This window comes from Longimicrobium sp., assembly GCF_036399255.1.
In the GTDB taxonomy this organism is placed as follows: Bacteria; Gemmatimonadota; Gemmatimonadetes; order Longimicrobiales; family Longimicrobiaceae; genus Longimicrobium.
In genome coordinates, this window is the sequence record NZ_DASWNM010000115.1 from 1 (window position 1) to 21,302 (window position 21,302).

General features: G+C 72.2%; 16 protein-coding genes. 9 read left to right on the forward strand and 7 right to left on the reverse strand.

The genetic code is table 11. The features are described from left to right. Window positions 1-1,419: 1,419 nt before the first annotated feature. The 6 genes from VGC13_RS21020 to VGC13_RS21045 all read right to left on the reverse strand — a co-directional run bounded on the left by VGC13_RS21020 (window position 1,420) and on the right by VGC13_RS21045 (window position 10,746). The gene (locus VGC13_RS21020; RefSeq protein WP_331127251.1) at window positions 1,420-3,252 is read right to left on the reverse strand and encodes a long-chain fatty acid--CoA ligase; all 1,833 of its coding nucleotides are present in this window, start codon (window positions 3,250-3,252) and stop codon (window positions 1,420-1,422) included. A gap of 214 nt (window positions 3,253-3,466) precedes the next feature. Next, window positions 3,467-3,883 (reverse strand): BrxA/BrxB family bacilliredoxin, encoded by a 417-nt coding sequence (locus tag VGC13_RS21025; RefSeq protein ID WP_331127252.1) that lies wholly within the window; start codon window positions 3,881-3,883, stop codon window positions 3,467-3,469. A gap of 424 nt (window positions 3,884-4,307) precedes the next feature. Next, a complete protein-coding gene (locus VGC13_RS21030) occupies window positions 4,308-6,848 on the reverse strand; it encodes an MHYT domain-containing protein (RefSeq protein WP_331127253.1) in 2,541 nt (846 codons plus the stop codon). Window positions 6,849-7,130: 282 nt separating this feature from the next. Beyond that, on the reverse strand, window positions 7,131-8,561 hold the full coding sequence (locus tag VGC13_RS21035; RefSeq protein ID WP_331127254.1) for a copper resistance CopC/CopD family protein: 1,431 nt from the start codon (window positions 8,559-8,561) through the stop codon (window positions 7,131-7,133). Window positions 8,562-8,577: 16 nt separating this feature from the next. Next, window positions 8,578-10,305, reverse strand: a complete 1,728-nt coding sequence (locus VGC13_RS21040; RefSeq protein WP_331127255.1) for a hypothetical protein — start codon at window positions 10,303-10,305, stop codon at window positions 8,578-8,580. Between the two features lie 63 nt (window positions 10,306-10,368). Further along, the gene (locus tag VGC13_RS21045) at window positions 10,369-10,746 is read right to left on the reverse strand and encodes a hypothetical protein (RefSeq protein ID WP_331127256.1); all 378 of its coding nucleotides are present in this window, start codon (window positions 10,744-10,746) and stop codon (window positions 10,369-10,371) included. A 119-nt stretch (window positions 10,747-10,865) separates the two neighbouring features. Between VGC13_RS21045 and VGC13_RS21050 the strand changes: the two genes are divergently transcribed. The 9 genes from VGC13_RS21050 (at window position 10,866) to VGC13_RS21090 (ending at window position 20,081) form a co-directional block, all read left to right on the forward strand. Beyond that, complete coding sequence (locus VGC13_RS21050; protein WP_331127257.1) at window positions 10,866-11,351, forward strand: hypothetical protein; 486 nt, start codon at window positions 10,866-10,868, stop codon at window positions 11,349-11,351. Window positions 11,352-11,494: 143 nt separating this feature from the next. Further along, a complete protein-coding gene (locus VGC13_RS21055) occupies window positions 11,495-12,394 on the forward strand; it encodes a hypothetical protein (protein WP_331127258.1) in 900 nt (299 codons plus the stop codon). A 179-nt stretch (window positions 12,395-12,573) separates the two neighbouring features. Next, window positions 12,574-13,134 (forward strand): Panacea domain-containing protein, encoded by a 561-nt coding sequence (locus VGC13_RS21060; protein WP_331127259.1) that lies wholly within the window; start codon window positions 12,574-12,576, stop codon window positions 13,132-13,134. Between the two features lie 515 nt (window positions 13,135-13,649). Further along, window positions 13,650-14,510, forward strand: a complete 861-nt coding sequence (locus VGC13_RS21065) for a hypothetical protein (protein ID WP_331127260.1) — start codon at window positions 13,650-13,652, stop codon at window positions 14,508-14,510. After that, the gene (locus VGC13_RS21070) at window positions 14,510-15,142 is read left to right on the forward strand and encodes a DUF4129 domain-containing protein (RefSeq protein ID WP_331127261.1); all 633 of its coding nucleotides are present in this window, start codon (window positions 14,510-14,512) and stop codon (window positions 15,140-15,142) included. Before VGC13_RS21065 ends, VGC13_RS21070 begins: the two co-directional genes overlap by 1 nt. Further along, window positions 15,135-16,301: a DUF4350 domain-containing protein gene (locus VGC13_RS21075; RefSeq protein WP_331127262.1), complete on the forward strand. Its 1,167-nt coding sequence runs from the start codon at window positions 15,135-15,137 to the stop codon at window positions 16,299-16,301. Before VGC13_RS21070 ends, VGC13_RS21075 begins: the two co-directional genes overlap by 8 nt. Continuing rightward, complete coding sequence (locus tag VGC13_RS21080) at window positions 16,302-17,279, forward strand: AAA family ATPase (protein WP_331127263.1); 978 nt, start codon at window positions 16,302-16,304, stop codon at window positions 17,277-17,279. Further along, window positions 17,276-18,571 carry a DUF58 domain-containing protein gene (locus tag VGC13_RS21085; protein ID WP_331127264.1) on the forward strand — a complete coding sequence of 432 codons (1,296 nt, stop codon included), beginning with the start codon at window positions 17,276-17,278 and terminating at the stop codon, window positions 18,569-18,571. The genes VGC13_RS21080 and VGC13_RS21085 overlap by 4 nt, the downstream gene beginning before the upstream one ends. Before the next feature lie 655 nt (window positions 18,572-19,226). Then, window positions 19,227-20,081, forward strand: coding sequence for a GGDEF domain-containing protein (locus VGC13_RS21090; protein WP_331127265.1), 855 nt, complete (start codon window positions 19,227-19,229; stop codon window positions 20,079-20,081). 234 nt (window positions 20,082-20,315) lie between these two features. On the opposite strand, the gene VGC13_RS21095 is transcribed toward VGC13_RS21090, so the two are convergent. Beyond that, window positions 20,316-21,209: an Abi family protein gene (locus tag VGC13_RS21095; RefSeq protein WP_331127266.1), complete on the reverse strand. Its 894-nt coding sequence runs from the start codon at window positions 21,207-21,209 to the stop codon at window positions 20,316-20,318. Between the last annotated feature and the right edge of the window lie 93 nt (window positions 21,210-21,302).

Sequence of the window (21,302 nt, forward strand, 5' to 3'; positions counted from 1 at the left end):
TCCGAGGCCCGGCCACGCTGCAGTCGAGGAATGCCCCGGTGGTCGCAGGGCCGAGGAATCTAGCCTCGGATGCCTGGAGCCCGGACGCGGCAGCCCGCACCGGTGCCGCGGCAACCCAACCGCCGGACAGAGTTGGTCCCGCTGGCCGACGCGCGCGTCCGCCTCACGCTCCGTCCCGCCCTGTCGTAGCCGCAGCGGTTGCGCGGGCTACCGCGTCTGGCCACTGCCGATCCGAGAGTAGATCCTTCGGCCCTGCGACCGGCGGCGCGAACGGAAGGGGCGGAGTGGCCGGGCCTCAGGATGACAGCGCCGTTTGGCGAGTGAACGCGCGACGCTCTGTCACTCCGAGGCCCGTCCACCCTGCAGTCGAGGAATGCCCCGGTGGTCGCAGGGCCGAGGAATCTAGCCTCGGATGCCTGGAGCCCGGACGCGGCAACCCGCACCGGTGCCGCGGCAACCCAACCGCCGGACAGAGTTGGTCCCGCTGGCCGACGCGCGCGTCCGCCTCACGCTCCGTCCGGCCCTGTTGTAGCCTCAGCGACTGCGCGGGCTGCCGCGTCGAGCCACTGCCGATCCGAGAGTAGATCCTTCGGCCCTGCGACCTGCGGTGCGAGCAGAAGGTGCGGAGTGGCCGGGCCTCAGGATGACAGCGCCGTTTGGCGATTGAACGCGCGACGGTATGTCATTCCGAGGCCCGGCCGCGCTGCAGTCGAGGAATGTGCAGGCGGTCGCAGGGCCGAGGAATCTAGCCTCAGATGCCTGGAGCCCGGACGCGGCAGCCCGCACCGGTGCCGCGGTAACCCAACCGCCAGACAGAGTTGGCCCCGCTGGCCGACGCGCGCATCCGCCTCAGGCTCTGTCTGGCCCTGTCGTGGCCGCAGCGACGGCGCGGGCTGCCGCGTCGGGCCACTGCCGATCCGAGAGTAGATCCTTCGGCCCTGCGACTTGCGGTGCGAGCGGAAGGTGGGGAGCGGCCGGGCCTCAGGATGACAGCGCCATTTGGCGATTGAACGCGCACGGTATGTCATTCCGAGGCCCGGCCACACTGCATTCAGAAGAACGCGCAATCGGTCGCAGGGCCGAGGAATCTAGCTTCGGACGGCTGGAGGGTGGACGCGGCAGCCCCACACCGGTGCCGCGGCAACCCGACCGTCGGACAGAGTTGGTCCCGCTGGCCGACGCGCGCATCCGCCTCAGGCTCTGTCTGGCCCTGTCGTGGCCGCAGCGACGGCGCGGGCTGCCGCGTCGGGCCACTGCCGATCCGAGAGTAGATCCTTCGGCCCTGCGACTTGCGGCGCGAGCGGAAGGTGCGGAGCGGCCGGGCCTCAGGATGACACGCTTCACCCCATCGATAGAAAAAGCGGAGGGCGCGGAGGAGATCATCCTCTGCGCCCTCCGCGTCCCTGCGTGAGGCCTGCCCTATTCCGCCACACCAGCCCCGGCGTACAGCGCCTCGATCTCGGCCTTGTAGCGCTGCTCGACGGCCTTGCGGCGAACCTTGAGCGTGGGGGTAAGCATGCCCGAGTCGATGGTGAACTCGTGCGCGATCACGGCCACCTTTTTAGGCCGCTCGAACTTGGCGAAATCCGCCAGCGCGCCCAGCGCCTCCTTGGTCAGCAGCTCCACCACTTTCGGATCCCGCGCGAGCGCCTCGTGGTCCGTGCCGGCGACGCCGTTCTCGGCGGCCCAGGGAAGCACGTTCTCCCACTCGGGGACCACCAGGATGCTGGGGAACGGGCGCCGGTCGCCGATGACTACGGCCTGCGACACGAACGGCGACATGGTGGCCAGGTTCTCCATGGGCTGCGGCGCCACCTTCTTGCCGCCCGCGGTCACGATCAGGTTCTTCAGCCGGTCGGTGATGCGCAGAAAGCCGTCGGGCGTAAGCTCGCCGATGTCGCCGGTGTGGAACCAGCCCTCCGCGTCGATCGCCTCGGCCGTAGCCTGCTCGTTCTGCCAGTAGCCCTTCATCACGTGCGGGCCGCGCGTCAGGATCTCGCCCGTCTGCGCGTCGATGCGCACCTCGCAGCCGGGGATGGGCTTGCCCACCGTCCCCAGCCGCACCGCGCCCGGCTTGTTCACCGCGATCACCGGCGACGTTTCCGTCAGCCCGTACCCCTCGTACACCGGCAGCCCGGCGGCAAAAAAGAACTTGCCCACCTCGGCCGAGAGCGGCGCCCCGCCGCTGACGAAGTTGCGCAGCCGCCCGCCCGTCTTCTCCCGCAGCTTGCTGAACACCAGCCGGTCCGCCAGCCGGTACTGCATCGCCAGCACGCCGCCGGGGGCGCGGCCCTCGAACTTTGCGTCGGCCACCCGCTCGCCCACGCCGCGCGCCCAGGCCACGATGTGCTTCTTGACGCCCGTGACGCCCGTCACCCGCGAGTAGATCTTCTCGAACAGACGGGGGACGGAGACGGCGATCATCGGCCGCACCTCCACCAGGTTGGCGGCCACCTTGTCCATGCTCTCGGCGTAGGCGATGCTCGCGCCCACGTCCCAGTACAGGTAGTCCACCATCCGCTCGAACACGTGCGACAGCGGCAGAAAGGAGAGCGTGGTGTCGCCCGTCTTGATGACGTCCTCCAGCCCGTGCTGCAGCGAACCGGCCACGTTGCTGGCCAGGTTCCAGTGCGTCAGCATCACCCCCTTGGGGTTGCCCGTGGTACCGGAGGTGTAGATGAGCGTGGCCACCTGTTCGCGCGGCACGGCCAGCGCGCGGGCGCGAAAGCCGGCGAAGCGCCCCTCGTCCACCGCGCGCTGCCCGTCGGCCAGAAACGACTCGAAGGTCGTGGTGCCGGGAAGCACCTCGTCGTCATAGACGATCACGTGGCGCAGCTCCGGCAGGTTCTGGCGCACCGTGTGGATCTTTTCCGCCTGCCCGCGCGTGGAGACGAAGACGATCCGCGCACCGCAGTCGCGCAGGATGTACTCCACCTGGTTGGCGGGAAGGGTGGGATACAGGGGCACGTCGACAATGCCCAGCCCGACCGCCGCATAGTCCGTGATCGCCCACTCCGGGCGGTTCTCGGAAAGCAGGGCCACGCGGTCCCCCGCGCGCAGCTCCGCCCCCTCCAGCGCGGCCGCCACGGCCGTCACGCGCCGCTCCACCTCCGCGTCCGGGAGCCCCGTCCACCCGGCGGGGCCCTTGTAGCGCAGGGCCTCCGCGCGTTCGTAACGGTCCAGGCCGCCAAAGAAGATCTTGGGGATGGTGTCGCGCTCCACGGGCTGGAGCGGGATGAGCGTGTTCTGCATGGCGGATCCGGGCCGCGTCGTGTGCGTCAGCTGCAAGGCGTCCCGGGCGGATTCGATCGATGACGATCCTCCGCCCGGCATCGCGAAGTTACCCCGCCGTCCGGGAGCGGACAAGGCGCCGCACGGACGTTCGATTGGGCGAAATCGGTGGATGAAGAACGCCCCCGACCGGGGATGCCGGGCGGGGGCGTCGTTCATCCACCGATCCTGACGATCAGCAGTGCTGGTTGAAGGCGTTCACCAGGTCTTCGGCGATGGCGTCGGCGGAGCGGCCCTCGATCTGGTGGCGCTCCAGCATGAAGGCCACGTCGCCGTCCTTGAGCAGCGCGATGCTGGGCGACGAGGGCGGATAGCCGTGGATGTAGCCGCGGGCGGCCTGCGTGGCCTCGATGTCCTGCCCGGCGAACACGGTGGTGAGCCGCGGGGGCTTCTTCTGGTTCTGCAGCGCCATGGCGACGGCGGGGCGCGCATTGCGGGCCGCGCAGCCGCAGATGGAGTTCACCACCAGCAGGGTGGGCTCGCTGGTGTCCTGCAGCGCCTGCTGAACGTCCTCGGGGGTGCGCAGCTCCTGCACGCCCAGGCGCGTAAGGTCCTGGCGCATGGGCGCCAGCATCATCTCGGGATAGGCCATCGTGTCGTCTCCGTAGTGGCTGATACTGATCCGTGCTGCGAATGCTTACTCCACAGGCGCGGATGTGTTCGCGGAGGGGTGCCCCTCCGCGCTCGTTCCTCGCGGAGAGGGGAGAATTCGATCGCGCGGCGGACGATGTCAAGGTGGCGCCACTCGTTCGGCGCGCTGGGGCAATGTTCGCACTGCGCCCGCGGGCGCCCCCTCCGCTCGCTTAGGCTCGCACCTCCCCCAAAACTGCTGGGGGAGGTTGGCGGCGCCGATGGATTTCTGCCTCGTCGAAGGGGATCGAACTGCGTCGACGGGGCCCCCTCCCCCGCTGTCGCGGAAGAGGCGGAGAACTGCATCCGCTCGACAAGTCGGGGAGTGTCATCCGCAGGGAACGCCGCACGAAACGCATTCCTCGCCTTCAAACCCGTGGCCCGTCTCAATCCGCCGCGTCGGCGACGGCGGGGGCGGCGGGGCGGCCGATGGGGAGCGAGAGGGTGAAGACGCTGCCCTCGCCGGGGGTGCTGCGGGCGGTGAGGTCGCCCTTCATCGCCCGGGCCAGGTCGCGGCTGATGGCCAGGCCCAGCCCCGTTCCCTCCGCGGCGCGGGTGAGCGCGGGGTCCACCTGCACGAAGGGCTCGAAGATGGCCTCCAGCTTGTCCGGAGGGATGCCGCGGCCGGTGTCGCGCACGTGCACCCGCACCACGCCGCCGCCCGCCTCCCACGAAAGCTCCACCTCGCCCCCGCGGTCGGTGAACTTGACGGCGTTGGAAAGCAGGTTCAGCACCACCTGCTCCATCCGCTCGCGGTCCGCGCACACCGTGACCGAAGGATCGCCGCCGCGGTAGCGGTAGCGCAGCGCCTTGGCGCGCAGCTGCGGCTCCACCAGCGCCTCCACCGCCGCGAGGGTGGCGTCCAGCGGCACGTTCTCCACGTCGTACTGCACCTGCCCCGCCTCGATCTTGGCAAAGTTCAGCACGTCGTTGATCAGCCCCAGCAGGTGCGTCTGGTTGCGGTGAATCTTTTCGAGCGCCTCGTGCTGCGCGGGGCTCACCGGGCCGTGGATCCCCATGTCGATGAGCTGCGTGTAGCCGGCGATGGCGTTGAGCGGGGTGCGCAGCTCGTGGCTCATGGTGGCCAGGAACGAGCTCTTGGCCGCGTTGGCCTCGTCCGCGGCCTCGCGGGCGCGCTCGGCGTCGCGGGTGCGCTCGGCCAGGTCTTCGTAGGCGCGCTGCAGCTCGTCGTGCGCCATCTCCATCTCGGCCTGCGCCTCTTCCAGCTCGCCGGTCTGCTGCTCCAGCTCGGCGCGCGCCTCCTCCGTCTCGCCAAAGAGCCGCGCGTTGTCGATGGCCACGGCGCCGCGCCGGGCCAGCTCCTCGGCCAGCGCCAGGTCCGCGGCGTCGTGCGCGCGCCCGCTCTCGGCGTGCACCAGCGACAGCGCGCCCAGCACGCGTCCGCGCGCGGTGAGCGGCACGCAGACGTAGGAGCGCAGCCCCAGCGCGCGGATCACCCGCAGGTGCTCGGGGTCGCGGGCGCTGGCCGTCAGCAGCGCGTCGGGAATCTCGGACATCATTTCCGGCTGGCCGGTGCGGATCACGTGGTGCACGCCGTGCGGCGCCCGCGGGTCGCTGGGCCAGCGCTCCTCCACCTCCTGCGCCAGCCGCACCTTGGCGGGGTCCACGTGCTCCACCGCCAGCCGCTCCACCTCGCCGTCCTCCGTCAGCACGTCCACGGCGCACCAGTCGGCCAGCGTGGGCACCGCCAGCCGGGCAACCGCGCGCAGCGTGGCCGCGTAGTCCAGCGACGAGGCCAGCACGCGGCTGGCCTCGGCCAGAAAGTCGCGCGCCTCGTGGGTGCGGCGGCGCTCGGTGACGTCGGTGACGGCGCCCACCCACTCGCGCACGCGCCCGCCGGGCTCCGTCACCGGCACCACGCGCGCCGCCACGTGCCGCCACGCGCCGTCCGCGCGCCGCAGCCGGTACTCCAGCTCCATCACCCGCTGCTCGCGCACGGCGGTCTGCCACTGGGCGGCCACGCCGGCGCGGTCGTCGGGATGCACGCTCCCCAACCAGCCGTCGCCGCGATAGTCCTCCCACCGGGTGCCGGTGTAGGCGGCCCAGGTGGGCTGCGGCTCGTGGAACTCGCCGTCGGGGCCCGCGGCCCACACCACCTGCGCCGACGCCACGACCAGCGAGCGGAAGCGCTCTTCGCTGCGCCGCACCGCCTCCGTCTCGGCGTCGCGGGCGCGCACCCGGCGGTCCACCCGCGTGCTGAGCAGCGCGATGCCCAGCACCACCAGCGTTCCCACGATCACCGCGCCCGCCAGCCCCTCGGTGCGCAGCACGTGGTCGTCCGGCACCGTCACCTCGCCCGCGCGGGGGGTGGTGAAGCGCGCGGCGGCCATGGCGGTGTAGTGCATCGCGGACAGGGCCAGCCCCAGCGCCACGGCGCCCCACCACTTCAGGTTCCGGGCGCGCACCGACTCGTCCCCGCGAAAGCGCAGGAACAGCCAGAGCGCCGCGCACGAGGCGGCGATGGCGATGGCCACCGAGGCGGCCACCAGCACCGGGCGGTACTCGATGCGGCCGGGAATGCGCATGGCGGCCATCCCCACGTAGTGCATTCCCGCGATGGCCACGCCCATCAGCACCCCGGCGGCGGTGCGGGCGCTGGCGGGAACGCTGCGGCGGCTGGCCACCCACAGCGCCAGCGCCGACGCGCCCACGGCCACGGCCACGGACGTCAGCCACAGCGGCACGTCGTAGGTAATGGGGACGGGAAGGCGGTGCGCCAGCATCCCCACGAAGTGCATGCTCCAGATGCCGGCGCCCATGGCCATGCTGCCGCCGGCCAGCCAGGCCAGGCGAAAGCGCCCGTGCACCGCGTTGATCCGCGCGGAGAGCGCGAGCGCGGTGTACGAGGCCAGGATGGCGATCAACACGGAAAACGCCACCAGCGCGGCGTTGTAGCTGCCCTTCATCGTGGTGCGGCCCTGCTTCGGAGACGCGTGTTTCCCCGCATTCCGTTAGGCAAGAAGGATTCCCCGTGAGACGGGGAAAAGATGGCCTCACACAGAGTCAACAGAGTCAACAGAGTTCGCTCGTGCCGCCCCGCCATCTCCTGTCGCGATCAAGACAGCACCTCGATCCCCCGAACCCAAAGAAAGAAGCCTCGCACGAAGCCATCAGAGACAACGGATACAACTCCGTTGACTCTGTTGACTCCGTGTGAGGCCTTTCTTTTACGTGGCCTTCGGCAGCCGCTACGGCGTCGGCAGCGCGACGAGGACGGCGGTCACCAGCAGCACCACGAGGCCGAGGCCCAGCTCCGCGCGGGCGGAGGTGCGCAGGCGGCGGGTGCCGGGATCGTCGCCCAGCACGGGAAGCACGCGGCGCCAGTTGTAGAAGCCCAGCGCGCCCACCCCCGCCAGCAGCGCCAGCTTCAGCAGCAGCGCGCGGCCATAGCCCGTGCCCCACAGGTCGGGGACGGCGTCCAGCTGAAAGAGCACGTTCACCACACCGGTCACGCCCACCGCCGCCGCGCCCGCCAGCGCCATCGGCGAAAAGGCGCGGACCATCGCCGCCACGGCGCCCCCCGCCCCGGGCCCCGAAAGGAGCGCGGCGGGAATGCCCACGGCCAGCAGCGCCGCCAGCGTCCCCAGCCAGACGCCGGCGCCCAGCACGTGCACCGTGTCCATCAGGATCGCCACGCCGTTCATCCGCCCCACCGACGCCGCGTGCCCGGAAAGCGCGGGGACGGCGGACAGGAGCACCGCGCCCGCCGCCGAGCCCATCCACCCCACCGACCGCCCGTGCGGCGCCTTTGTGATGAACAGCCCGGTGACGAACGCCAGCGTGGCGATGGCCTGCAGCACCCAGGCGAGCCCCCAGCCGGTGTCGCGCAGAAGAACCTGCATCCGGGCGCCGTCCCACGCCGCCTCGCCGCCGCCCAGCGCGGCCACCTGCATCCACAGCCGCGCGAACAGCGCCGCGACGGAGAGCGCCGCCGCCCCCAGCGCCACGAACCACACCGCCGCCTCGGCGCGGGCCGAAACGGGCTGCAGCTCCGGGTCCCCGTCCAGCCGCGGCAGGACGCCGAAGCGGAAGGCCACCGCGCCGATCATCCCCAGCAGCGAGACGAACCAGGCCCAGCGCACGGCCACCGCCAGCGGGCGCCCGGCCTCGCCCACCTCCTCCTCCAGCGCCTCGTCCGTCCCGTCCGTCGTCGGCGGGGGCGGGGGGGCCTGCGCCAGGCCGGCGGACGCGTCCGTCCCCGCCGGCACCGCGCTGGGCGCCGCGACGGCGGCCACGGCAAAGCGCCACGCGCCCTCCAGCACGTGGCCGTCGCCGCCCACCGTTTTCCACCGCGCCACGTAGTCGCCGGGCTGCAGCGGCGCGGACAGCGCGAGCACGAACTCGCGCCCCTCGCTCTCCTCCACCTTGCGGGCCCCCGCCGCCACCTGCGCGGTGCCGCGAAACAGGGTGATGGTGGTCAGCTCGCTTTCTACCGGGCGGGTAAAGCGCAGGCGAACCTCGTGCACGGCGCCGTGGGCGGTGTCGCCGTCGGCGGGGGACGCGCGCTCCACCCGCGTGTGCGCGGCGGCCGGGGCCGGAAGGAGCGCGCAGGCCAGGGCCGCCGCGCACAGCAGTGCACGGCGGCCCCGGATGATGATGTTCGTCAGGTTCAGCGGCATCGGTGTCTGCGCCGGCTCACCTCCCCTTTCGCGGAGGCGGCCGGTGGTTCGAGGTCATGTCGTCCAGCACGCCGTAGCTTCCCATCCGCATGGGCCCGGCGCTCCCCAGGAACAGCCGCACGCCCAGGCTCACCCCCCAGAAGCGGTCGTCGCCGAAGAGGGCCTGCACGTCCGCCTGGCCGCGCTCGCTCCACACGCGGTTGTGCTGCACCTCCACGAACGGCATGGTGCTGACGGGAAAGCCGCTCAGCTGCCATCCGTATCCCACGGTGGCGATCATCCAGCGCGAGGCGCCCACCGGCTCGTCGTCGTGGTGGTAGCGAAACACGTCGCCGTCCTCGCGCTCCCACTCCGGCCGGGTGCTGTACTCCATCCGCAGGTAGGGGCGGTGGCGGCCGATTCCCGCCATCGACTCGGCCAGCAGCGCGTAGTACCCCTGCGCCTCGCCCTCCGGCTCGCTGCGGGAGGCTTCGGCCAGGGTGTACAGCGTGCCGAAGCGGTGCGTGGCGGCGTGGCGCACGTAGCCGTTCACCAGCGCCGTGCGCGCCTTGCCGCCGTGGTGCGCCTCGGCCACGCTGCCGTACGAGCCCGCCACCTCCCACCGCGCCGACGTCCCCGTGCCGCCAAAGCGGCGGATGACGCGGGCCGACCAGCTGTCGCCGAACGCCCGGTAGTTGGACAGGTCGTACGGCCCCTCGGGCTCCGCCCCGCCAAACAGTCCCGCTTCAACGCTCCAGGGGCCCCGGAGATAAACAACGTTGGCCGTCCAGCGCTCCAGTATCTGCGAAAGGTGGTGGTTCGTGGGATATTTCGCCACCGGGCGCGACATGGGGTCGTCCGTGCCGTACGGGGCGAACCCCTTGCCCGCCGACACGGAAAGCGCGCCATCCCCCGCGTTCCACAGGTTGGCGCTCAGCATCAGCTCGTGCAGCAGCGTGTGGGGATGGCGGCGGTCGATGAACCCCTCGCCCCATCCGCCGGCCGTCAGCTCGCCCCCCGGCTGCGTGAGCCCCTCGAAGTTCAGGGTGGAGCGCAGCACGAACGCGCTTCCCGGGCTTTCCAGATTGATCATCAGCGCCGGCTGCGTAAGGTACGGCTCCGTCTGTGACAGCGGCGACGACTCGTTCCCCAGCCCCGTGGTGACCATGGGGTACGCCTGCGCCATCCCCATCAGGCTCCACCCGCTCCCCAGCGGCTGCATCAGCATCCGGTGCCCGCCCGGTGCCCCCTCCGCGTGCGCGTGCACCCCCGCCTGCGTCCCCGCCGCATCGCCGTGCCCCTCGTGCCCGGCGGCTGAGGCGGATGCCGCGGCCGGCGCCCGCGTGTGATCGTGCGCCGCATCCGCCTTCGCCGCGTCCGGACGCGCCGGCCCCGCGTTCATGTGATGCGCCGAATCGCCGTGCATCATTTCCTGATGCGCGGAGTCGCCGTGCATCGCCTGGTGACGTGCCGAATCGCCGTGCATTGTCCGCTGATGCGCGGGATCGGCCATCATCCGCCGATGCGCCGAATCGGCACGCATCATCTCACGATGCGCCGAGTCGCCGTGCATCGTGCGGTGATGCGCGGTATCCGCGTGCATCCGGTGGCGATCGGCGGAATCGGCGCGGACCGGCCGCTGCGCCGCGTCGCGCCGGGCCTGCGCCGTGTCGCGGGTGGCGCCGTGCTGGTGCTGCTGCCCGGCAAGTGCGCCCGGCGCCGCGGTCCCCAAAAGCAGGGCCGCGGTGATGACGATCCTTCTCATCTCCTTGGAATCTCCTCTCCAGTTCTTGCTCGCGCCCGGTCCAGGATGGACGGGCGGCGAAAGTCACGAACGGAGGGCGACTCGCGGAGGGGGTGGATCGGTGGCGAGGGAAGGCGACGCGTAGAACCCGCGCCCGGCGGCGATGCCGTCGGGCTGCGGCGCGTCGTGCACGGCCAGGGAGCCGGCGGCCGGCGGAACGGCGGTGGAGCCGCACGCCATCAGCACGCACCCGGCGGCCAGGTGCTGCACGGGCGCGTGCCGCTCGCCGTCGTGCCGCGGTTCGGGTGCCGGCGCGGGGGCGTGGTGCCCGTGGTGGGTGGATGCGGACGCGTCCGTGCCTTCCGCCTGCCCGTGCGGCGCACTGGCCATGGGGCAGCCGGCGGCGCTCGCCTGGGTGACGGCGAAGCAGGCCAGAAGCAGAAGCGTGATCAGCGTTCGCATGTCGTCAAAGATAGCCCCACCCCCTACCGTGACGCAACCGCGCCCCCTCGCGCGGACGCGCCGGAACGCGCATCTTCCGGGCCGGAGGGGCATCAGGCAACCACAACGGGGAGAACGGGATGGCGGCGGAGCAGGATTCGGCGGGCGGCGAGCGGCTGGCGTCGGACCGGGTGTTCGGGGTAATCGGCGGGCTGCTGCTGCTGCTGGGGCTGGTGTACCTGGTGCGGTCCTTTCTTCCCGGCGGGTCGGACACGGGCGCGGGACCGGCGCCGGCGGCCGCCGCCGTCCCCGCGCTGTCCATCGTGAGCCCGTCCGCCGGCGCGGAGCTGGCGCAGCCCGCCGCGGTCGAGCTGGACGCCGGGACGGCGCTGGTGGCGGGGCCCACCGGGTGGACGGCGGAGGGGCGGCACCTGCACCTGTTCGCCGGCGGGACGGAGCTGATGGCCACGGCGGCCGAGATGCAACACCTGGGCGGCACCCGCTACCGCTGGACCCTTCCCCGCCTTCCCGCCGGCGAGACCACGCTGCGCCTTGCCTGGTCCGACGAGCGCCACCGCACCATCCCGGAGGGTGCCTCGCCCACCGTCCCCGTGCGCCTGCGCTGAGCCGCGCTCACCGAAAGCGCGACGAATGAGTTGACGCGGAGCGCAGCCGTGTGTACCCTTTTGCGTCCCCAACAGGACGGGCCCGCCCCTCGGGCCGCGCCGCACCCATCCCCGGACCCTCCCCCTCCCACAGGAGCAGCGCAATGGCGCTTCCCACCCTGCGTCCCCTCAGCTTCGGCGAGATCCTGGACGGCGCGTTCAACCTGTACCGCCGCAACTTCGCCGCCTTCGCCCTTACCGCGGGGATCCCCACGGCGGTGGTGCTGGCGGGCTTCATGCTGCTGGGCAGGTCGATGTTCGCCGCCATGGCCAGCAACGACGGGACCGCGATCATGGGGGCCATGCTGGGCACCGGCCTGCTGGTGATCGTGGTGGCCCTGGCCGCGTTCCTGGTGATGTACGGCGCCCTGGCCCACCAGGCGGCGCAGGCGTACACGGGCCAGCCCGCCTCGGTGGGCGACGGAATGCGCGCCGGCCTGAAGGCCGCGCCGCGGCTGCTGGGCGCCGGGATCGTGGCCTGGGTGGGGCTGGTGGTGGTGATCTTTGGCGTGGCGCTCGTGGGGACGGTCATCTCGCTGGTGACGGCGCAGCTGGGCGCCCTGATGGCGGCGCTGGGCGGGGTGGTGATGTTCGTGCTGATCTTCGGGGTGATGCTGGCGGCCGTCGGCATGCTGTTCGGCGTGCTGCCGGCCGTCGTGGTGGAGAACGCCGGGCCCCTGCGGTCGCTGGAGCGTTCGGTGGAGCTTGCGCGGGGCGCCGTGGGCCGCGTGGTGGGGCTGATGCTGGTGACCCTCCTGATCACCTACCTGCCCATGATGGCGGTGATGGCGTTCACCGGCGGCTTTGCGCAGATGGCCAACCCCAGCGCCGTCCCCACGCCCACGCAGCTCATCACCCAGCAGGTGCTGGCGATGGGGATCGGCGTGTTCACCGGCCCCTTCATGGTCGCGGTGATGGTGCTGCTGTACTTCGACCGCCGCGTGCGCACCGAGGCGCTGGACGTGCAGATGATGACCGACCGCCTGGCCCTCGCCGGCGACTGAGCCCGCGGGACGACCAGAGGGGAGCGCGCCCGCCGCGCTCCGGCACCTGGAGCCGCATTGAACTTCGGCCTCTGTTCGGCTAGATTCAGGGCGGTGTTCACCCCGTCCGCCCCGCTTTCCGCGATGGCGACGGAGATGGCGCTCCAGGGGATCTCGATGCGCTGAGCGCGAGAAAGAACATGCAGCGCAAACGCTTCCGTTATCGCGAGGACAAGGCCACCCAGGCCGCCGCACGGCTGCTGAAGCTGCGCGGCGGCCGGATGAGCCATCTGAAGCTGATCAAGCTTCTCTACCTGGTGGAGCGTGAGGCCCTCACGCGGCTGGGACTGCCGCTGACGTACGACGCCTACGCGTCGCTTCCCCACGGCCCAGTGCTCAACGCCACGCTGGACCGCATCAACTCGTCCGAGTTTTATCAGCAGGGCTACTGGGACCGGCACATCTCGCCCAAGACCAACCACACGGTGGCGCTGCGGGACCCGGTGAACGTGCCCAACGACCAGCTGTCTCCGGCCGAGGAGGCGCTGATCGACGAGGTCTTCGCCCGGTACGGACACCTTCCGCGGTGGAAGGTGGTGGACGCCACCCACGAGCTTCCCGAGTGGACCGATCCGCAGGGCTCGTCCCTCCCCATCGATCCCGCCGACATCCTGCGCAGCGAAGGGTATTCGGAGGAAGAGATCGCGGAGCTGCAGGCGCAGTGGGACGAGGTCGCGCACGCACAGGCGCTTTTCGCCTGAGGGCCGTCCATGCCGGCAACCGCTGGAGACACCTTCCTGCTGACGCGCGGCACCGGCGAGGTGCCGCACCTCTGGGTCATTCTCTGGGGGCCCGTGGGTGCGGCGCAGGCGTTCCTGGCCGTATATCTCACCACGCTGCGCAGCCATTCCGACCGTAGCTGCATCCTCACCGGGGGCGAGCACCCTTTCGTCCAGCACGATACGGCCGTCGCGTACGGCGCGGTCCAGCGCTGGACGGACGAGAAGCTGGGGGAGCTGGTGGCGCGCGGAATCGCCAGGGCGCCCGCCCGTCAGCGCGGACGTGCTGGACCGGCTGCGCGCGGGATTCTTCGCCTCGCAGCGTACCCCGCACGCACTCCGGAGCATGGCCGTCGAGGAATTCGGCGCCGTCGATGCACACCCGCGCTCCGGATGACGCGGTCCGTTTGACCCGCGCGCGCTCCCCGCGTACCTTTTCGTTCCCCATCGCCGGCCGGACCCGTTGCGCGGCACGGCCTTCCCGATCGATCCCGCAGATGCTCCCGCACCTTCGCCCGATGGACCCGGGCGAGATCCTGGACGGCGCGTTTCAGCTGTACCGCCGCCACTTCCGGGCCTTTCTGGCCGCGGGGCTGGTGCCGCTCGCGCCGCTGCTGGCGTTCTGGGCGTGGGTGGCCTGGAGCGTGTGGAGCGGCGCGCCGCTGGCCGGCGAGCACGCAGGCGAGCTGACGGCGCTGCTTCTGTTTGGCGCGTGGCTGCCGGGGGTGCTCACGCAGGGAACCGTCATCCGCATGGCCGACGACGCGCAGATGGGCCGCCCCGTGCGCGCCCGCGCCGCCTTTGGCGAGGCGCTGCGCCGCCTGCCGGTGCTGCTGTGGGCCAGCGGGCTCACCACCGTCATGCTCACCCTCCCCTTCCTGGTGGGGGCCGCGCTGGCCACCCGCCTGGCGGCGGAGGTGGCGACGGGGCTGGCCGGCGCGGCGCTGACGCTGGGGTGCTACGCGGTGCTGGCCGCCTGCTGGGCGGCGCTGGCGGCGGGGTGGACCGGCACGCTGCCGGCGGTGATGCTGGAGCGCACCTCGGGCAGCGCCGGGCGCGCCCGCTCGTGGGCGCTGGCGCGCGGCGGGCCGCGCAGTGTGCTGGCGGTGTGGGCCGTGGGCCTGGTGCTGCTGTGGATGCCGCGAGTCTCGGCGGAGGCGCTGCTGGCGTTCTTCACCGAAAGCACGGACGCGGGGCTGGCCTTCGCCGTCTCCGCGCTCCTCTCGCAGGCGGCCGCGGCGTTCTCGGTGCCGCTGGTGGCCGCCGCGCGCACCCTGCTGTTCAACGACCTGCGCGTGCGGACGGAGGCGCTGGACGTGCGCCTGCTCACCGAACGCCTGGCCCCGGCGGCCGCGTGATGCAGGCCCGCATCCCCTCCGCCGCGCAGGTGAACCAGGCGCTGGAGCGCGTCTACGCCCGCCCCGAGCTGCAGCCGCGCCCGCCGGGCCCCCTGGACGGCTTTCGCGAGTGGCGGCGGCAGATGTTCGCGCGGCTGGGCGAGTGGCTGGGCCGCTTTGGCGACCTGCGCAGCGACAACCCCATCGTCTACTGGCTGATGATCGGGGTGCTGGTGGCGGCGGGGGTGTCCATCATCGGCTACCTGCTGTGGAACACGCTGTCGCGGCTGGAGGAGCGCGGCGCCGCCCCCCGCCCCGCCGCCCTTCCCGGCGCGGTGAACGCCCGCGCCCGGACGGCCGCGGAGTGGGAAGAGGAAGCGCGCCGCGCCGCCGCCGCCGGGCGCTTTCGCGAGGCCGCCGTGGCCCTGTACCAGGCGCTCCTGCTGCGGCTCGAGGCCGCCGGCGCCCTGCGCTACGACCCGGCCAAGACCCCCGGCGACTACCGCCGCGAGGCGAGGCGCGACCCGCGCGCGGCGGGCGCGCTGACGGCGTTCCTGCGCGGCTTCGAGCCCGTGGTCTTCGGCGGACGGGCGCTGGACGGGGACGGATACGAGCAGCTGCGCGCCGCGGCGGCGGGAGCGGCCCGTGGGTAGGCGCGACACGGCGCTCGTCTTCCTGCTCATCGCCATCCTCATCGCCCTTTCGGCGGTGGCGGGGCGGCGGAGCGCGCGCGACGACACCGGGGACCCCCGCGCATCCACCTTCATCCGCTCCGAGGGCGGGCTGGCGGCGCTCTACTGGACGCTGCAGGAGCTGGGGATCCCCGTCGCCCGGCGCACCGACCCCATGCTGCACGCCGACTCCATCCGCGGCGCGCTGGCCATCGTGGCCCCGTGGGAGCACCCGTCGGAGGAGGAGATGTCGGCGATCCGCGAGCACGTGGAGCGCGGGGGCACGCTGCTGTTCGTCCCCGGCGGCTACGACTTCGCGGGGCCGGCATACGATACACTCGGCCTGCGCCCCGTGTGGATCGAGGGCGTGTCGCCCTGGGGGGATGACGGACGCGCCGCCACGCCCCCCGCCGCGCACCGGTGGACGGAGGGCGTGCGCCAAGTGGAGGGGTTCCGCCGCGCCTTCGCCGACACCTCGCGCGCGCTCCGCCGCCCCGGCGCGGAGACGCTGCTGGCCGCCGACGGGCACCCCGTCGCCGTCACCTGGCCCCTGGGCAAGGGGCGGGTGCTCGCCATCGCCGACGGGCGCCCGCTGACCAACAAGCGGCTGCGGGAGAGCGGCGCCGCGCTGCTGGCCGCCCGCGCCGTCGCCGAGGCGGGCGACACCCTGTTCTTCGACGAGTACCACCAGGGCTTCAGCGGCAGGGGAAGCCTGGTGGGCGGCACGCTGGGGATGATCCGCCGCTTCGTCTCGGGCGCGGCGGCCATCCAGCTGCTGGTCGCGGTGGCGCTGCTGCTGTGGGTGGGGGGGCGGCGCTTCGGCGCGCCGCTGCAGCCGCCGCCGGCGCGGCGCCGGTCGCCGCTGGAGCACGTGGAGGCGCTGGCGGGGGCGTACCGGCAGGCGGGGGCCCGGCGCACGGTGCGCCGGCTGCTGCTGGCGGGGCTGGCGCGGCGGCTGGGGCGGCGCGTCCCGCCCGACGAGCGCGCCGCGGGCGAGATGCTGGACCGGATGGCACGGCAGAGCCCCACCGGGCGCGACGCCGCGGCGGCGCTGGAAGGGGAGTGGAAGCGCGGGCAGTCGGGCGACCTGGTGGCGCTCACCCGCGGCGTGGACCGGCTACTGGACGAGGTACGGAGATAGATGAGCACGCTCATGCAGGGCAACGGGACGGACGACCGGGCGCAGCGGGTGCTGGACGCGCTGTCGACGGTGGTGCTGGGACAGGAAGACGTGCTGCGCCAGATGATGGTGGCGCTGCTGGCCGGCGGCCACGCGCTGCTGGAGGGGGTGCCGGGAACGGCCAAGACCCTCTCCATCCGCGCGCTGTCGATGGCGCTGGAGCTGCGCTTTGGCCGGGTGCAGTTCACCCCCGACCTCATGCCGACGGACCTGATCGGCGTAAACGTGCTGGACGGGCTCAAGCACGAGTTCTCGTTTCACCCCGGGCCCATCTTTACCGACCTGCTGCTGGCGGACGAGATCAACCGCGCCCCCGCCAAGACGCAGGCGGCGCTGCTCGAGGCCATGCAGGAGCGGCAGGTGACGGTGGACGGAAAGACGCGCCCGCTCCCCGCCGGCTTTACCGTCTTCGCCTCGCAGAACCCGGTGGAGTACGAGGGGACGTATCCGCTTCCCGAGGCGCAGCTGGACCGCTTTCTCCTCAAGATCGTGGTGGGCTACCCCGGCGAGCAGGCGGAGCGCGCCATCCTGGACCGTTACGTGGACGGTTTCAGCGCCGACCGGGCCGAGAGCTACGGCATTCGCCCGGTGCTAGGCGCCGGCGAGATCGTGAGCCTGCGGCAGTCGGTGGCCACGGTGCACGTGGAGCCCACCGTGCGCGACTACGTCACGCGCATCGTCCGGGCGACGCGCGAGGAGCCCAGCCTGGCGCTGGGCGCGTCGCCGCGGGCCGGGGTGGCCCTGTTCCTGGCCGCGCGGGCGGAGGCCTTTCTCTCCGGCCGCGACTTCGTAACCCCGGACGACGTCAAGGCGCTCGCCCTCCCTGTCCTGCGCCACCGCGTGGTCCTGACCCCCGAGGCCGAGGTGGAGGGGCAGACGGTGGACGAGCGGCTGGCCGGCCTGCTGGCCACCGTCCCCGCCCCGCGCGGCGCGGAGTGAGCCTGTTCCCCTCCGGCCGCTGGCTGGCCCTGCTGGCGGCGGCCTCCCCGCTCTTTCTCCTGAGCCCCACGGTGGCGCTGGGGGTGGACGTCGTGCTCCTCGTCCTCCTGGTGCTGGACGCGCTGGCGATCCCCGCGGCGGAGCAGCTGACGGCGGAGCGCCGCACCCCCGCGCGCGTGTCGCTGGGCGCGCAGGCGGAGGTGGAGGTGCGGCTGGACAACCGCACCACGCGCCGTGTGCGCGTGCGGGTCACGGACGACCTGCCGATCGTCCTGGAGCGCGTGGGCGACGACGTGCGCGACGTGTGGGTCCCCGCGCGGCGGGAGGAGCGGGTGGCGTACGCGGTGAAGACCGTCCGCCGCGGCGACGGCGTGTTCGGAGACCTGCACCTGCGGGTCGCCGGACCGCTGGGGCTGGCGTGGCGGCAGCGGCGCATCGCCCGGGCGGACGCGGTGCGGGTGATCCCCGGCGTGCTGGAGGTGAAGCGGTACCGGCTGCTGGGAATGCGCAACCGGCTGCGCGAGGCGGGGTTCCGCAGCGTGCGCCAGCGCGGCGAGGGCGGCGCGTTCGAAAGCCTGCGCGAGTACGTGCGCGGGGACGATCCGCGCACGCTGGACTGGAAGGCCAGCGCGCGGCGCGGCAGCCTGATCGTGCGCCAGTTCGAGCTGGAGCGGCGGCAGAACGTGGTGATCGTGATCGACGCCGGCCGGCTGATGACGCAGAAGGTGGGCGACCGCGAGCGGCTGGACTACGCGCTGACCGCCGCGCTGCTGCTGGCGGACGTGGCGCGCGTGCACGACGACGCCGTGGGGCTGCTGGTGTTCAGCGACAAGGTGGAAACCTTCATCCCCCCCGCGCGCAACTCGCTCACCCGGCTGGCCGACGCGCTGGGCGAGGTGCACGCGAAGATGGTGGAGCCCAACTATCCCGCCGCCTTCACCTACCTGGCCCGGCAGGTGCGCCGCCGGTCGCTGCTGGTGCTGTTCACCGACCTCATCGACCCGCTGGCCAGCGCCGCCGTCGTCTCGCAGCTCAGCCGCGCGGCGGACCGGCACCTGCCGCTGGCCGTCGCCATCCGCAACCCGGACCTGGAAGCCGCCGCCGCGCAGCCGGCCACGGACGAGGCGTCCGTCTACCGCCGCGCCGCGGCGGAAGAGCTGCTGCAGGCCCGCGCCGCCGCCCTGGCCGCCATGCAGCGCGCCGGCGTCCTGGTCGCCGACACCCGCCCCGGCGACGCCGTCCCCGCGGTGGTGAACCGCTACCTGGACGTGAAGCGGCGGGGGATGCTGTGAAGGGAATAGGGAATAGGGAATAGCCGGCAACGGCGGGCCGGATGCCGCTACTGCTGGCCCAGGTTCCGCGAGCAAGGGTCTGCGCGGCAGGCGGGCCTCACGCAGAGTCAACAGAGTTTTTCCCGTGCCGCCACCTCTGCTCCCATCGTCCCACGCCTGACCTCACTGCCGCTGACGGCATGGCGCGCCGGCCGACGAGGCACGAACCGGCGTGGACTGTCGGGAACGGGCGAGGAATCGAAGTGCGGCAGGGGGCCATGAGAATTTTTTTGAGAGGGATGGGGTCCGGCGGATCATCCCGGAACACGCACTGCGGCAAGCCACCCGGACCACCTGATGCGCAATCCCGCGAACCATCCGCCCACTCCGCGGCCGAGGTAAACGCGCGCACTCCAGAACCATCGGTCTTTTCCGCGATTCGGCATCCGTGAGTGCGTGAGTGCGTGAGTGCGTGAGTGCGTGAGTGCGTGAGTGCGTGAGTGCGTGAGTGCGTGAGTGCGTGAGTGCGTGAGTGCGTGAGTGCGTGAGTGCGATGCGGATGTACTCGGGTGCGAGGCGTGGAGGTTGGCGCGTGCGCGGCCGGGGGCTCCTTCAGAACCTTGGGACGCGCTGCGTGGCCGCCCCTGATCGATCCTGATCCATGCCGGTTTCGCTGATGATGACACCCCGACGCAGGTCACACCGCTTTCCCTATCGGTCGCTCACCGCCGCCGTGCTGCTTACGGCGGCCATCGGCGTGCTGGACCGGTGGACCGGGTACGAGGTGAGCGTGCTGACGCTGTACCTGCTGCCCTCGGGGCTCGTCGGCTGGTACGCGGGGCGGGTCGGCGCGGTCGCGCTGTCGCTGCTGGGCGCGGCGGTGTGGCTGTGGGCGGACGTGGGGGCGGGGGCGACGTACTCGCACCCCGGCATTCCGTACTGGAACGCCGCGGCACGCCTGACCATCTTTGCCGCGTTCGGGATCCTGGCGGCGGAGCTGCGCACGGCGCGGCAGCGGACGGTCCGCAGCCCGGACGCGGGGGACCTGCCCGCCGCGGAGTCGTTCTACCGCATGCTGGAGCAGGAGTACAACCGCCTGCTGCAGCACGGCCGGCCCGTGACGCTGGCGTACGTGGACGCCGGCACCGCGCGGGGCGAAGGGGGCGCCAGCCTGGAGGTGTTCAGCGCGGCCGTGCTCGAAGTGCTGCGCACCACCCTGCGCGGCAGCGACGTGGTGGCCCGCCCGCGGGGCAAGGAGTTCGCGCTGCTGCTGGCCGATACTGGCCCGGACGCCGCCTCCGTGGCGCTGCGGCGGCTGCACGACGCCCTTTCGGCCTTGGCCAAGCGGCACGGCGCGCCGTTCAGCGTGTCCGTAGGCGCCGTGAGCTGCGCCGAGCCCGCCGGGGACCTGAACCAGGTGATCCAGCGCGCCTACCAGCTCATGTACCAGGCCGAGCGCACCCCCGGCCACGCCGCTCTCGCCGTGGAACCCCTGGCGACTGAAACGGAACCGGCGCACTCCGCCTCGTAGCGCGCCACCTCTCCGGCATCTTCCTCAGCGGGTGTCGCTAACCCTCAAATCCACAGCGAAGCGGTGACTTCCCGAGGGAGCGCATACGCGTAACCAGAAGTCACACAACAGGTTGCGCGCGACCGAAGGACCTCGTCCCGGTGGCGACGAGTTACGGGGCGCCGCCTCCCTCAGGAAGTCAATTACGCTGAGAGGTTTGGCAACACCCGCTCAGCGGATGCAGCTCGCGGACGATCAGCCCCAGAACTCGCGCGCCTGCCACGCTTCGGGAAATCCCATCACCCCGCGGGGGACGCGCGGATAGCGGGCCAGCAGGTCCACCAGCCGCCGCTTCCATTCCACGCCCGCCCCCATCACGTCCAGCAGCGCCGCCAGGATCACCAGCCGGGCGTACAGCACGTCCGTGCGCCCCAGCTCGCCGCGCAGCCGCTTGGCGCCCACGGGCTGGTCCACGTGCATGGGCGCGTTCCACAGGCGGTTGTGGTGCGCGCACATGTTGCGCAGCAGGTTCAGCGAGCGGAACCACGACGCCAGCACCGTCTCGTCGTATCCGAACCGCCGCGCGATCGCCTTGCGGTGCGCCAGCCTCAGGCCGGAGAACAGGCGCGAGAGCGAGCCGTAGGTAATGGCTTCCATGATGGCCCAGATGGGCGCCAGCTCCGGGGCGCTGTAGCGCTGCTCGTAGTGGCGGATGGCCAGGTACCGCTTGTCGCGGCACGCCGTCTGGTAGAACTCCACGAACGCCGCCACCCGCTCGAAGTGCTGCGGCTCCAAAAAGAAGTGCGGCCCGTGCGCCACCGCCACCTCGCTGACGATGGCCGCCCGCAGCGCCACCTCGATCCGCTCGATGGCGTCCATGCACAGCAGCCGCAGCTCGCGGTCGAAGCTGTACAGGTGAAGGACGTCGTCGAAAACGGTGCCGGGAAGGAAGGTGCGCCTGCCGGTGGCGGGATCCACCTGCTGCAGCGCCCGCATGTACACCAGCAGCCGGTAATAACCGACGTACTCCAGCCGGTGGAGCGCGGCAACCGGGTCGGGGCACGAGAGCCCGCGCGACTGCAGGTGCGCCAGCAGGTCGGGCGGCGTAAGCGCGGGCTTGGCGTAGGGGCCTTTGACGGCAGGCGTCATCGGCGTACGGAGGCAGGGGGAATAAACAAGCCCCCTGGTGCGCATCTCGCCGGGCAGAACCCGTCGTCTAGGCGTGGGGGCTATTGTTGCGGA